Annotated in this window: 12 protein-coding genes and 1 other RNA gene; all 13 read right to left on the bottom strand. The window is 26.0% G+C overall.

The features are described from left to right. Positions 1–10: 10 nt before the first annotated feature. The 13 genes from tilS to dnaA all read right to left on the bottom strand — a co-directional run bounded on the left by tilS (position 11) and on the right by dnaA (position 14,639). Positions 11–1,144: a tRNA lysidine(34) synthetase TilS gene (tilS, locus tag SMONO_RS00065; RefSeq protein WP_158637874.1), complete on the bottom strand. Its 1,134-nt coding sequence runs from the start codon at positions 1,142–1,144 to the stop codon at positions 11–13. Between the two features lie 4 nt (positions 1,145–1,148). Further along, positions 1,149–1,871: a tRNA1(Val) (adenine(37)-N6)-methyltransferase gene (locus SMONO_RS00060; RefSeq protein WP_101780319.1), complete on the bottom strand. Its 723-nt coding sequence runs from the start codon at positions 1,869–1,871 to the stop codon at positions 1,149–1,151. Further along, positions 1,871–2,617, bottom strand: a complete 747-nt coding sequence (locus SMONO_RS00055; protein WP_101780318.1) for a DNA polymerase III subunit delta' — start codon at positions 2,615–2,617, stop codon at positions 1,871–1,873. The genes SMONO_RS00060 and SMONO_RS00055 overlap by 1 nt, the downstream gene beginning before the upstream one ends. Then, positions 2,617–3,246 carry a dTMP kinase gene (gene tmk / locus SMONO_RS00050; RefSeq protein ID WP_101780317.1) on the bottom strand — a complete coding sequence of 210 codons (630 nt, stop codon included), beginning with the start codon at positions 3,244–3,246 and terminating at the stop codon, positions 2,617–2,619. Before tmk ends, SMONO_RS00055 begins: the two co-directional genes overlap by 1 nt. An 18-nt stretch (positions 3,247–3,264) precedes the next feature. Next, entirely contained in the window at positions 3,265–3,831 is a 567-nt protein-coding gene (locus SMONO_RS00045) for a toprim domain-containing protein (RefSeq protein ID WP_101780316.1), read from the bottom strand. Beyond that, positions 3,831–5,684, bottom strand: coding sequence for a DNA polymerase III subunit gamma/tau (gene dnaX / locus SMONO_RS00040; protein ID WP_101780315.1), 1,854 nt, complete (start codon positions 5,682–5,684; stop codon positions 3,831–3,833). Before dnaX ends, SMONO_RS00045 begins: the two co-directional genes overlap by 1 nt. A gap of 34 nt (positions 5,685–5,718) precedes the next feature. Continuing rightward, on the bottom strand, positions 5,719–6,144 hold the full coding sequence (locus SMONO_RS00035) for a nucleoside deaminase (protein WP_101780314.1): 426 nt from the start codon (positions 6,142–6,144) through the stop codon (positions 5,719–5,721). Between the two features lie 14 nt (positions 6,145–6,158). Further along, positions 6,159–6,256, bottom strand: an RNA gene (gene ffs / locus SMONO_RS00030) — signal recognition particle sRNA small type. A 97-nt stretch (positions 6,257–6,353) separates the two neighbouring features. Further along, positions 6,354–7,619, bottom strand: a complete 1,266-nt coding sequence (gene serS / locus SMONO_RS00025; RefSeq protein ID WP_101780313.1) for a serine--tRNA ligase — start codon at positions 7,617–7,619, stop codon at positions 6,354–6,356. A 3-nt stretch (positions 7,620–7,622) separates the two neighbouring features. Further along, positions 7,623–10,055 (bottom strand): DNA topoisomerase (ATP-hydrolyzing) subunit A, encoded by a 2,433-nt coding sequence (gene gyrA, locus SMONO_RS00020; RefSeq protein ID WP_101780312.1) that lies wholly within the window; start codon positions 10,053–10,055, stop codon positions 7,623–7,625. Between the two features lie 24 nt (positions 10,056–10,079). Further along, positions 10,080–11,984 (bottom strand): DNA topoisomerase (ATP-hydrolyzing) subunit B, encoded by a 1,905-nt coding sequence (gyrB, locus tag SMONO_RS00015; protein ID WP_101780311.1) that lies wholly within the window; start codon positions 11,982–11,984, stop codon positions 10,080–10,082. 66 nt (positions 11,985–12,050) lie between these two features. After that, complete coding sequence (gene dnaN, locus SMONO_RS00010; protein WP_158637873.1) at positions 12,051–13,175, bottom strand: DNA polymerase III subunit beta; 1,125 nt, start codon at positions 13,173–13,175, stop codon at positions 12,051–12,053. A 132-nt stretch (positions 13,176–13,307) separates the two neighbouring features. Beyond that, complete coding sequence (gene dnaA, locus SMONO_RS00005) at positions 13,308–14,639, bottom strand: chromosomal replication initiator protein DnaA (RefSeq protein ID WP_101780309.1); 1,332 nt, start codon at positions 14,637–14,639, stop codon at positions 13,308–13,310.

The following is a 14,639-nucleotide window of genomic DNA, read 5'->3' as shown; positions in this document are numbered from 1 at the left end:
GATTTTATCATTATATAGTTATTTTATTTAAAACTATTTTCTTTGTTTTGTTAAAAATCAAAATATTTTTGTATCTTTCAAAATAACTAGTTTTATTGTCTTTATATACTTTTGATAACTTCTTGTTGTCGTATTCTAATAGTGACTGATACTTTTTTCAGTCATTAGTTATAATTAGCCCTTCGGTTTCTATTATTTTGTTTTCATTCAAAATTTTTTGAAACATATCTTCTTTATTATTTAAATATTCATAAGTCTTAAAATCACTATTTTTTAAAACTCTAAGTTTTTTATAATCTTTCATTATCAAGAAGTTTCCTTTGATAATTTCTACAAGACTTTTATTAGATCTTGTTTGTTTAACAATCTCTTTTATTAGTGATTTTTTTGATTTATAAATTTCATTTCCCATTCCGTTAAATTCCAGAAATTTAAATATTAACTTTTCATTTCAAATATTATCTTCATTTAAAAAATCAATATTTAAATCTTTTGAAAAATCAATTTTCTGTATTTTCAAATTATATGAGTCAATTTTTTTGTTACTTTCCTCAATTAAAGATAAATATTTATGGAAATCTTCTTCTTTTAGTTTTTTTCTTATTTTATTTCTTTCATATTTTTCATCAAAATTTGTAATGTCTATTATATAAGGTATAGACCTTTCATTTAAAGAGTTGACAATAAATGATTTTTTTAAATCAATAATTGGTCTTAAAATTTTATTACCTTTGTATTCGCCAATTGCATTTATTCCATAAAATTTTACTGTTTTATTATTTTTAGTTTGCATTATATATGTTTCTATGTTGTCATTCAAATTATGTGCAATAAGAATTCCTTCAGCTTTTTCTATTAGTAGATTTTCACAAAAAAAATCATACCTTACTTCTCTTGCTCAAGATTCAAAATTTTGAGCAAGATTAGAATAATCTTGCTTTAAGTTTTTAACTATTAGTTTAATTTTGTATTGTTCGCAAAGTCTTCTTACTAAATCTAAATCTTTATTTGAATCTGGTCTAAAATTGTAATTAACATGACAAGCTACAAAATTTTTATAACCTTCTTCAATAAGTTTGTGAAAAAGAAATACACTGTCAGCTCCACCAGATAAACCTATAATATATTTTCGTTCTTTATCCAACAAATTAATCACCAAACATTTCTAAAATATTTTCTTTATAACTGCCATCTTCGTTATGGATATAAATAGGTTTTAAAATTTTCATTCCATCATTTCCATCATTTATTGCCTCTATCAATATTCTTTTTGCTTCTTGATTTTCTTTAGAATATACAAATTGAATTCTTTTTACAGCAAAGTTATTTTGTTTTAAAATAACTATTATTTCATCAAACCTCTCACTTAGATGAACCATCAAAAACTTACCACCATTTTTTAATGCTATTTTTGCACTCTTTATTATTTCCTCCAAGGTAATTAACACTTCGTGTCTTGCGGGTGTTAATAATTCACTTCTCTTGTTTAAATTTGCACCTTGATCAACTTTAAAAAACGGTGGATTGCAAAACAATAAATCAAATTTATTGTTTTTATCTTTTACAAATTCTTTAATATCACAATTAAAAATTTCGATTTGATTTTCCAAATTATTTATTTTAATATTCTCGTTTGCAATTTCACAAGCTTCACTTTGGATTTCTACGGCTGCTATTTTAGAATTTGTATATCTTGAAATTATTAAAGGAATTATTGCATTATTTGTTCCAAAATCCAAAATATTTTTAAATTTCTTAGAAGGTTCTCAAAATCTTGCCAATAAAACTGAATCAATACAAAAATTAAACATGTTGTTGTCTTGAATTATTTTTAGATTTTTATAATTTAAAACAGCATTTACTATTTTCATTAAATTACCTCATATATTTTTATAAATAGATTTTCTAATATCAAGTTAATATAGTTTGAATTTTTTATTTCATTAATTGAATCCAACAACATCTCTTGCAGGTATTTCATATTTAACTCAAGAGAAATATTAAAAGTGTTTTTAAGAATTCTAATAATTTCATTTTTATCCATCTTCTTAAAATCTATTAAATATTCAAGAAGGCCACTTTTATCTTTATTTATAACTAAGTTTATTATTTGAGAATCCAATTCTAACTTTTCACTATCATTCTCAATAGAGAATAATTTACATCTAGATTTTATAGTTGATAAAATTTGATTTCTGTCATTAGTTAATATTATTGCATAAGTGTTCTTTGGTGGTTCTTCTAAAAACTTTAATATTGAATTTGAAGCTGACTCACTCAAGTTTTCTCCATTAGCTATTATATAAACTTTATTTTTATTTTCTTCAAGACCAGTTGATGAAAATCTTATTATTAATTCCTTTATTTCTTCTTTGGAAATTTTAGTTGATCCATCTCCAATAAAAAAAGTATTTAGGTTGTTTCCTTTAATAACTTTTAAACACCAATCACAACTATCATTTTCAAAAGATTTACTAGAGCAATAAATTTGTCTAGTTATTTCTGTTGATATTTCATTTAATTCGTTTTGATTTTCGTTTGAAATTATTATTGAATGATAAAATTTGTTTTCTTTTATCAATTCATTCACAGTCTTAAATACTTCTATTTTTTTCATTATTTTTTTGTTCTCTCATTTAGTGCATTATCAATTAGAAAATCCACTTGCTGTAAAACTTCATTTATTGGTTTTCTTGAATCAACAACTTTAATTCTATCTGAATTTTCAGATATTAATATTTGGTAACCTTCATATACTGCTTCGTGGAATTTTTGATTTTCTTGTTCCATTCTATCGGCATTTCTTTTTCTGTTTATTAATCTAATTTGAGATTCTTTGGGTGTGATATCAAAGAAAATAGTTAAATCCGGTTTTGTTGAGCCAAGAACTATATTTTGCAATTCTGCAACGTCAGCCATCCCAATATTTCTAGCATAACCTTGATAAGCGGAAGTGGAATCCATAAATCTATCGCAAATAACGATTGTTCCTTCTTTTAAAGCCGGTAATATAATTGAGTCTAAGTGTTGCTTTCTGGCTGCAACATACAATAGTGTCTCAGGCCAAGGATTTATATTAGTTTTTTCATCAAGAATAATCCTTCTTAACTCCTCCGCCAATGGTTCTCCACCAGGTTCTCTTGTCAATAAGACATTGTAACCTTTTTGCATCAAACTATCTTTAATCATTTTTGAGATAGTTGTTTTACCTGAACCATCTATACCTTCTAAAGAAATAAATAACATATCAATACCCTCTTAAAATTACATTTTCTTTCTATTAATAATCGCATCATTAAGTGTCTCTTGATCTATATAATCAATAACACCTCCCAAGGGAATCCCCCTTGCAATCCTTGAAATTTTTTCACTTATACCTTTAGCTTTGTTTGCAATGTAATTTGAAGTAACCTCTCCTTCAAAAGTCAAATTTAAAGCCAACAATAATTCAATTCCTTTATTTATTCTAACAAATAATTCACTCATTTTTAATTTTTCAGGACCTATATTTTTATTTAAATTTATTTCTCCATTAAGGACATGAATCATACCATTATAGTTACTATCTAATATTTTCAATGCATCCAGCTTTGTTGAGACAACACAAATTATTTTTTCATTTCTATTTTTGTTTTCACAGAAAGAACATATGTTATTTTCTTTAAAAAAGAAGCACTTTTCACATTCACTATAAGTTTCTTTTATTTTTTTTATTATTTCCTCCAATGAAGAAATTTTTTCTTTATTAATTATCAAGTCAAAGATTATTTTTTCAGCAGTTTTTTTACTAATTCCATCAAGTTTTTTTAATTCCTCAATCATTTTTTCCATTAGTTCACAACCTTAATATTTTGAGATCCCAAAATCTCTTTTGCTCTTTTAAGATATTCATTTTCTTCTTGATCATTTTCCATAACTAAATTTTTGTAAAAATCTTGAATATCATCTTCACGGTATTGTTCTAGCTTATTATTTTGTTTTCTATCCATAAAGTCTATTTTTATTTCTGCTCATCGCTTTTTATCTATAGATATTATTTTGATTTCTTTATTAAAGTATTTAAAAATTTCATATCTTACATTTTCATTTTGAAGTTTATTATTTATTCATTTAGAAATTGTTCTTTCGTCACAAACCAAAATTATAGAGTCATGGCTTGCAGCGGTAATTTTTGATCCAAAAAACATAATAAAATTTTCAATAAATTTGGCATCATTTTTTATTGAGTCCTCATTAAAAATTAAACTAAATTTTTCATCAAAGTAATTTCTTGCTTCTTTATTGGCACCAACCAAAACATTTATAATTTGATCATTAGAAAAATCTATGGCTTTTTTATACATATTTGATTCTGATATCAATAATTTCATTTGCAATTTTAAAAATTTTGCATCATCTTGAGAATTAAAGAAATCATTTATATTAGCATCTAATTCATCACGAGAAACTTTGTTTTCAATTTTATGTTCTTCAAGAATTTCATTTTCAACAACTTCATTTTCAACAACTTCATTTTCGAGAATTTCATTTTCGAGAATTTCATTTTCGAGAATTTCATTTTCAAGCGAGTTATCAATTAACAATTTCTCACTAACACTTATAAGTTTATCTTTCGAAATAGACTTTAATATATTTATTAATATGTACTGAAAACTAATATTTGAATTTTTAGATTTTGTGTAAGATTCAGCAATGTTGTCTGATAATTCAAATAGTTTTTTTAGATCTTTATTTTCAAAATACGAAAAATCTTCACTATTTAAATTTGCTAAAAAAGTTTTATCCCCAGTAAGTTTAACTTCAATTATTTCTTTTAAAATATCCAACAAACTTAAAGTCATTGTTTGAAAATCTATACCCTGATTATTTGAAGTTTCAAAATATGAAATTATTTCTTTTGAATTTCCTTCAAGAACATTCTTTATTATATTTATTTTTTCGTTTTTGGTTGCTATGTAAAATATTTTTTTAAGCACATCTGTTGTAACTTCTTCAGAAGATATTGTAAGTGATTGTTCTAAATAATTTAGAGCATCCCTTAAAGAACCGTCAGACATGTAATATATTTCGTTTAATGCATCTTGTGTAATGTCCTTACCTTCAGAGTTGCAAATTTCTTTAACTTTTTTTTCCAAAGAATTTTGGGCAATTCTTTTAAAATTAAATAGCTGACATCTCGAAATAATTGTTGCTGGTATTTTTGAAAATTCTGTTGTTGCCAAAACAAACAAAACGTGTTTTGGAGGCTCTTCCAAAGTTTTTAATAAAGCATTAAAAGCTGAATTAGATAACATATGAACTTCATCTATTATATAAACTTTAAATTTAGAAAAGTTTGGCATTAAAGACACATTAGCTTTTATATTCCTAATTTCTTCAACTCCATTATTAGAAGCTGCGTCGATTTCAAAAATATCTGAATGAGAGTTGTTATTAAATTCTTTACAACTTATACATTCATCACAAGGATTGTAACCATTTAAATTTTGGCAATTAACTACTTTAGAAAATATTTTAGCTATAGATGTTTTTCCAGTTCCTCTTTGACCCGAAAATAATAGGGCATGCCCAAATGAATTTGTACTAATCTGTGATATTAAAATTTCTTTGATTCCTTCATGACCAGCTACTTGATCAAAGTTTTTTGGTCTATATTCTCTATAAAGTGATTTCTTATTTTCCATAGCATATCTCCTCTTGCATAAATATTTTACCTAGTTATTTCCTTAATTTTAAAAAGAATTCCTTTAATTGAATATTGAATTCCTTTTGTTGGTTTATTGTTCCAAATTTTTCAAATAAAATATCTGTTTTTAATTTTTTATAATTACATTTCAAATTATCCAAATAATAAAAAACTTTTTTAATATTTGCCTCTTCTATTATTGTCAAACACATTAAACAAGGTTTTAAAGAAGTAACTAAAATATATTCTGATAAATTTTTAGTTCTGAATTTCTTATAAATCTTATTTATAACACCAACTTCTGCATGATTTGTAAAGTTGTACTTTTTTTGTCTTGTATTAAAGTCTTTTGCGACTATTTTATTTTCTTGATTAATAAGTAAAGCTGAAACAGGAACGTCTTTACTTTTTTTACATTTCTTAAGTTCTTTTAAAAGGGTGTAGTAAATTTTGTCCATGTAAATTCTCCTAAAAAATAAAAAAAGTCACTGTACAAGGCACTAGATTCTTATGGCTGCTACCTTCCGGTCCTGACCAAATTCGAACGTCACCCTTACAATGACATTTATATAATAACATTTTTTAAGCAAAATTATAGTAATTTTGCTTTTTATAAATTGTTTCACGTGAAACAATTTATAAAAAAAATAATGTTTCACGTGAAACATTATTTTAAAAATTCCTGGTTTCCAAAGTATTGTTTTAAAACTTCTGGAAGGATCAATTTTTCGCCATCATAATAGTTCTCCATTATTGCGGCAAACAATCTATCTATAGCTAAACCAGAACCATTTAGTGTGTGAACATACTCATTTTTACCTTCATCATTTTTATATCTTGTCATAATTCTTTTAGCTTGAAAATCCAAACAATTTGAACATGAGGATATTTCTCTAAATTTATTTTGATTTGGAAATCAAACTTCTAGATCATATGTTTTAGCTGAAGAAAACCCTATGTCTCCTCCACATAATTCAACAACTCTATAAGGTAAATTAAATAGTTGTAAACAATCCTCTGCATCCAATAACATCTTATCCAACTCTTCATATGAAGTTTTACTATCAGTTATTTTTACCATTTCAACCTTATTAAATTGATGTAGTCTTATAAGACCCTTTGTATCTCTCCCTGCGCTTCCAGCTTCTTTTCTAAAACATTGTGTGAAAGCGGTTAAATACATTGGAAGTTCACTCTTATCTAAAATTTTATCTCTAACAGTATTTGTTAAAGGCACTTCAGAAGTGGGGATTAAATATTGATCATCGACTTTATAAGCATCTTCTTCAAATTTTGGAAGTTGCCCTGTTCCATACATATTCTCTTTATTAACAATTAATGGTAATCACATTTCTTTATAACCGTTGTTTGTATGTCTATTAATTAAAATATCTGTAAGCGCTCTTATCATTTTTGCACCTTTATTTGTATAAACAACAAATCTAGATCCTGATAATTTTGCTCCAAGTTCAAAATCAACTAATCCCAATTTTGATGCAATTTCTCAATGTGCTTCTCCGCCATTTTTTAAATTATCTGAATTTCATTTTTTTACTTCCACATTATCTTCTTCATCTTTCCCTAAAGGAATATTTTTATTTGGAATATTTGGGATGTAACTTAATTTTAAATTCAAATTATCACTTACGTTTTTTAACTCATAATCTAACTTTTCAATTTTGATATTTATTTCTGAAACTGCATTTTTCAATTTTTCAATTTCGTCTTTTTTATTTTCTCTAGCTAACACTCCAATATCTTTTGAAATTTTATTCTTTTCAGATTTAAGTTCTTCAACTTCAAAAGTAATTTTCTTTCTTTGTAAATTCAATTCAACAATTTCATTTAATTCATTTTTGAAATCTTTATTTCTTTTTCCTAAGTCTGAACAAACCTTGTCAAAATCATTTTCAATTTTATTAATGTCTAACATTTCTTATTCACCTTTATTTCATTCTAGTGTTGCAGCTGTTATTAATTCGTCATCTTCAAGATTGAAACCAATAACCCCTGTGGAGTTTCTTGACTGTAAATTTATATCTTGCGCTCCGATTTTTATAGCTTTACCTTTTGATGAGATCATAAGTATTTCATCGGTTTCTCTAATTGGTAATACAGATTTAAATTTACCTGTTTTATCACTTAGTTTCATACCAACTACACCCTTAGCTCCTCTACCAAAAATGTTATACTCACTTATAAGTGTTTTTTTAACAATTCCTTTTTCTGATACAGTTGCTACGCATTCGTTTTTATAACTTGAACATGAAGATACAACAACATCATTTTTATCTAGACCCATACCTTTAACTCCACGAGAAGATCTTGACATTGGTCTAAAGTCATCTTCATTTACTTTAATAATTTTTCCATTTTGAGATGCTATTAAAATTTCAGTTGATCCAACAGTCGGAATAACAGAAACTAATTTATCATCTTCATCCAAATTGATTGCAATTTTTCCAAAATTATTAATTCTACTAAATTCTTCAATTTCAACTTTTTTAACAATTCCGTTTTGAGTCACAAATAATAAATATTTATAAATATTTTTTTTATCCTTTAAAGATAAAATTGAAGTTACTTTCTCTGAAGAATTTATTCCAATAAAGTTAATCACAGGAACTCCTCTTGCATTTCTTGAAAATTGAGTAATGTTGTAACCTTTGATTCTGTAAACTTTTCCTTCATCAGAGAAAAACAACACATCATCTTTTGTTTTTCCAACTTTAGCTATAACAATATTGTCATCAGCATTGTTGTTAATGATAACACCCTTACCTCCACGTTTTTGTGTTTTGAATTCTTCATTAGATAATCTTCTAACATATCCTTCATTAGATAAAGTAATTAACATTTGTGAATCTTGAATTAATTCTTCTTCATCAATTTGTGTTTCGTCTTCTTCAATTATTTTTGTTCTTCTGTCGTCTCCAAATTTCTGAGCTATCTCTTCAAGTTGTTTGATTAGAAGTTCATCTTGTTTTTCTTTTGAAGATAAAATTTCTTCTAACTCAGAAATTCTTATTTCAATATTTTTAATATCTAGCTCAACTTTTTCTCTTTCAAGTCCAACAAGTCTTTGAAGCCTCATATCTAAAATTGCCTTAGATTGTTTTTCATCAAATTGAAATGTATCAAACAATTTTTGATTTGCTATTTCGGTTGTTTTTGATTCTTTAATAATTTTTATAATTTCATCAATGTGATCTAAAGTTATTCTTATCGCATTTAAAATATGTAATCTTGCGTTCAATTTATTTTTTTCAAAAAGACTTCTCTTAACAATGATTTCAATTTGATGCTTTACGTAAAATTTAATAATATCTCTAATATTTAAAACTACAGGTATTCCATTATTTAAAGACAACATGTTTATTGCAAAACTTGATTGTAAATTTGTATACTTGTATAGTTTTTTAATTATTAACTGAGGATTTGAATTTTTTTGTAGTTCAACAACAATTCTAATCCCTTCATAGTTAGATTCATCTCTAATATCTGATATACCACTTATAAGTTTATTTTTATATAACTCAGCTATTTTTTCTACGATTTTCAATTTATTAGTTTGATAAGGTATTTCACTAATAACAATTCTTTGATTTTTGCCAGTATCTTCAATATCAATTTTTGATCTTATGATTAAATTACCTTTACCGGTTTTATAACCATCAATCATACTTTTCCCATTTGTCATTAAAGCTCCTGTAGGGAAATCAGGTCCTTTGATGTATTTTAAAATATCATCAATAGTTATTTGATCATCTTTTATATATGCAACAATTGCTTGAATAACTTCTCTTAAATTATGAGGTGGTATGTTTGTTGCCATACCAACTGCAATACCTGTAGCTCCGTTAACTAAAAGGTTAGGGAAGTAACCAGTTAAATATTTCGGTTCTCTCTCAGAAGCATCATAATTGTCAATGAAAGGGACTGTATCCATATCAATATCTTTTAACAAGACTGAAGTTATTTTGGCAAGTCTAGCCTCAGTATAACGCATGGCAGCAGCTCCATCACCGTCGATTGAACCAAAATTACCATGACCCTCTACTAAAGGATATCTATATGAAAAGTCTTGCGACATTCTTACCATTGCTTCATAAACAGATGAATCACCATGTGGGTGATATTTACCAATAACTTCTCCAACAATACGAGCTGATTTTTTATGTGGGGTATCTGAAGTTATCTTTAAATCATTCATTGCATAGATAATTCTTCTATGAACTGGTTTTAATCCATCTTTTAAATCCGGAAGGGCACGACTAACAATAACACTCATTGAGTACTCAAGAAAATCTTTTTCTACTTCATTTTTAATATCGATTTCTAAAATACGACCATGTTTAATATCACTCATTTAGTTTCCACCTTCCTGTTATTATTAAATATCTATATTTTCAACAAACTGAGCATTTTCAGTTATGAATTGTTTTCTTAAATCAACATTTTCTCCCATTAAACTTGAAAAAACTTCATTAGCTAAGAATGCATCTTCCACTTTAATTTGGATCATTGTTCTTCTTTCTGGGTCCATTGTTGTTTCTCACAATTGAATTGGGTCCATTTCACCAAGACCTTTATATCTTTGAATTGTATATTTAAGATCCTTATATTTTTCTTCTTTTAATTGTTCCAGTTCTAAATCATTGTATGCGTAATCAACATTATTTTTACCAGCATCAATTTTATATAGAGGTGGTTGAGCAATATAAATGTTTCCATTTAAAATTAAATCTTTCATATACCTATAAAAGAATGTTAAAAGTAAGACTCTAATATGAGCTCCATCAACATCAGCATCAGTCATTATTATTATTTTTCCATATCTTAATTTTTTAAGATTAATATCATTTTTAACTCCAACTCCAACAGCTGCTATAATTGATTGAATTTCATTATTATCAAATACTTTTGATTGCTTTACTTTTTCAACATTTAAAACTTTTCCACGCAAAGAAAGTATAGCTTGTGTTTTTCTATTTCTTCCAGTTTTAGCACTACCTCCAGCTGAATCACCTTCGACTAGATATAGTTCACATTCATCAATATTTTTAGATTCGCAATCAGCAAGTTTTCCTGGAAGTGAAAAATTATCAATCGCAGACTTTCTTCTTGTATCTTCTCTAGCTCTTTGTGCAGCTTTTCTTGCCTTCTGAGAAACTAAAATTTTTTCAATTATTTTTTTTGCATCATTTGGATTTTTAAGTAGGAATTCTTTAAAAGCTTCACTTAAAACTTCTGATACAGCTTCTTTTGCATCATTATTTGAAAGTTTAGCTTTTGTTTGTCCTTCGTACAAAGGGTCTCTATGTTTAATTGATATAACAGAAACAATTCCTTCTCTTAAATCGTCTCAAGTAAATTTATTTCCTTTAAAATTTTTTAAATCATTTGTATATGAATTAATAGATTTTAATAATGAGCTTTTAAATCCTTCTTCATGCGAACCACCTTCAGAAGTAAAAATGTTATTACAGAAAGAATAAACATTTTCATCATATGTTTCGTTATATTGAATTGAAACTTCAACTTCAATATCATTTGAATTATTTGAAATATAAAAAATTTCGTCATGAACTTTTTCTTTTCCACTATTAATTTCTTTTATATAATCTTTTATTCCATCCTCAAAAACATAAGCTAGATATTTATCATTTCTTTGATCATATAAATTTAATTTTAATTTTTTATTTAAGAATGCTAATTGTCTAATTTTTCCTTGAATTACTTTAAAATCAAATTCTGTTGTTTCTTTAAAAATTTCTGGGTCTGGTTTAAATCTTATAATAGAACCGTTATAATCTGAAACACCAATTTCTTTTATCTCTGTAGATTTTGTTCCACCATCAGAAAACTTTTGATGATAAATTTTTCCATCTCTTGAAATCATCGCTTCAACATATAAGGAAAGAGCATTAACTACAGAAGCACCTACACCATGTAATCCTCCTGAAACTTTATAAGTTGATTCATCAAATTTACCACCAGCATGAAGAACATTAAAAATTGTTTCTAAAGTTGTTTTACCTGTTTTAGGGTGAATATCAACTGGAATACCTCTTCCATTATCTTGTATTATTATTTCATTTTCATCAGTTATAAAAATAGATATTTCATCACAAAAACCTGCTAATGCTTCATCAACAGAGTTATCTAAAATTTCTCAAATCATATGATGAAGACCAGTTTTATTTGTATTACCAATATACATACCTGGTCTTTTTCTAACAGCTTCTAATCCTTCAAGAACTTGAATCTGACTAGCTCCATACTTATTATCTTCCATAATAAAATACCTCTCACGAACTTAATTATATCATTTAAGTCAGTGAAAGGTACTCCTTCTTAATAGTTAATTTGAAAACATCGGTAGTATTATTTGACTTAAATTTACATCTTCAGAAGAAGAAATTACAATCGGTTTTTTTGAATCAATTAAATTGATCTCAATATTTTTAGTTTCAAATGTTCTAAGTGAATCGATTAAATATTTAGAATTAAAACAAATATTTTGTTCATCCAATCCTTTTATTTCAAATTCCTTAAAAACTTCTTCAAAACTTCCGATTTGATGAATATTTGATTTAATAAAAATACTATCATCATTCAAAATTAAATTTACAACAGTTGATGCATTATCCTCGCTTGGAATATCAGCTCTTGAAATTAATTTAAAGAACTTTTTATTTTCAACATATAATGTTGTATTAAAATCAGTTGGGAATACTGCATTAACATTTGGGAATTGTCCCTCTAAAATTATTGTTTGAAAAATTGTATTATTAATAATAAAAGTTACATGACTATCAACAGAAACAATTTTACATTCTCCTTTTTCAGGAAGTAATTTAATAATCTCCAAAATACTTTTATGTGGAATATTGGTTTCAAATTTTTCAGGAACATCTCCTAAAATTTGAGTTCTCTTTCTTGATACTCTAAAACCATCTGTTCCAGTTATATAAAACATAGAATTATCTAATGAAAAATTTAAGCCAGCTAAAACTATTTTTTGATTTCACTCATTTACTGAAATAATTGTTTGATTTAAGCTTTTCTTAAGTTCTATATTATTAACATTAACATTATCTCCTTTTTCTCTAAAAGCAAGAGAAGGGTAATCTGTATAATTTAATATATTTAATGAAAATTCAGATTTTTCACCAGATAACATAACTAGATTATCTTCAACACTAGAAATATTAATAATTTCATCATCCATTCTTCTTAAAATTTCTAAAAAATATTTTCCTCTAATTAATATTGTTCCAGTTTGTTTAATTAATAAATCGTTACTTCCCATATCTATAGTAGTTTTTATAGACATTGAAGTATTTGAAGAAATTAAAGAAACCTTATCAGCTTCTACCTCTAAAAGAATACCAGCTAAACTAGGTGTTGGTGTTTTAGGATCTATAATCCTATTACATTTATTAATTTCTTCAATAAAAATTAATCTATTTACACTAAAGAACATTGAAAATACCTCCATATTTATTACTAATTATTTATATTATTATTATGCTCTTAATTTGTGGATAACTTTTAAAAAACTAAACACCAAAAGAGTTTTATAGAATAATTTTATCACTTAATATCTGTTAGCAGATTAAGAAGTTATTTCCTTTTTAATTTTTTTCATTGTTGTTTTGAAAATTTTATCTTCATTTAAAGCTTTCTTAATTTTATTACATGCGTTGATAACGGTTGTGTGGTCTTTCCCACCAAATAAAATACCTACCTCAGAGTAGTTCTTTTTCATTAATTCATTTGTCAAATACATAGATACATGTCTTGCAAGAACAACGTTTGCAACTTTATTCTTTGCGTCTATTGATTTAACATTAACACCGTAATTCAAAGCTACAACATTTTTGATTTTTTGAACGGTTATTTCACCACCAGGTGCATATGAATAATCCTCTAACATTTTTTGAACTGTATCTAATTCAATAACTTCTCCGATTGTATCCTTTTCTTGAATTAATTTAAATTCAATTTTATTTATAATACCTTCAATTTTTCTAACATCTGATCCAAAGTGAGATGCTATATATTTTTTAGAATCTGAAGTTAAATTTAAGTTAGATCCACCAGTTTTATAATCAATTATTTTTAGAGCTGTATCCAAGTCTGGAGTTTCTATTTTAACACTTAAACCCTGATTGAATCTTGATACGAGTCTTTTATCAAAACCATTTAACAACTCAGGAAATTTATCAGAAGTAATAACTATTTGTTTTCCTTCTTCTATAAAAGAGTTAAAAATATTAAAGAAGATTTCATTAGTCTTACCACTATTTGCTAAGAACTGAATGTCATCAATTAATAAAACATCAATTTCATTCATTTCAAGTTTAGTTTGTTCAATATCTTTAAAACTACTTAATAATGAATCTAATATTTCTTTTCTGAAGTCATTTGAAGCAAAGTATTTCACATTTAAATCTTCATTTGTGTTTTCAAGTTCATTTAAAATAGCTTTTAGTAAATGTGTTTTACCTAAACCCGAATCTCCATAAATAAATAATGGATTTCATTTGTTTCCTAAGCTGTTAATTACAGCTTTTGATGCATTAAAAGCTTCACTGTTACTTTTACCAGATATAAAACTTTCAAAAATAAATTCTTTACCATTATTTTTTTTCTTTTTCTTAGTTATTATTTCACTTATTTTCTTTTCCTTTCTAAATTCATCTTTAGAAAGGAATGTAAGTGAAGTGTCTTTTTCTAATATAATACTGATCTTTTCTTTAAGTTCAGTTTTAATGTTCTCTAAATAGTATTTTGAGATTTCTTTGCTAACTACTATAGCCTTTTGGTTTTCAGAAAGATCTTCAATTGAGGCATTCTTAACATATTCCTCATATACATTAGGTTCGATTAAATCAGAAGATATAAGCCATTCTTTTATTTTTTTTCATAAAGCTGCGTTAGTCAT

Source organism: Spiroplasma monobiae MQ-1, assembly GCF_002865545.1.
In the GTDB taxonomy this organism is placed as follows: domain Bacteria; phylum Bacillota_I; class Bacilli_A; order Mycoplasmatales; family Mycoplasmataceae; genus Spiroplasma_A; species Spiroplasma_A monobiae.
Note: the sequence above shows the minus strand (reverse complement) of the source record. Positions and strands in the feature narration are given on the sequence as shown.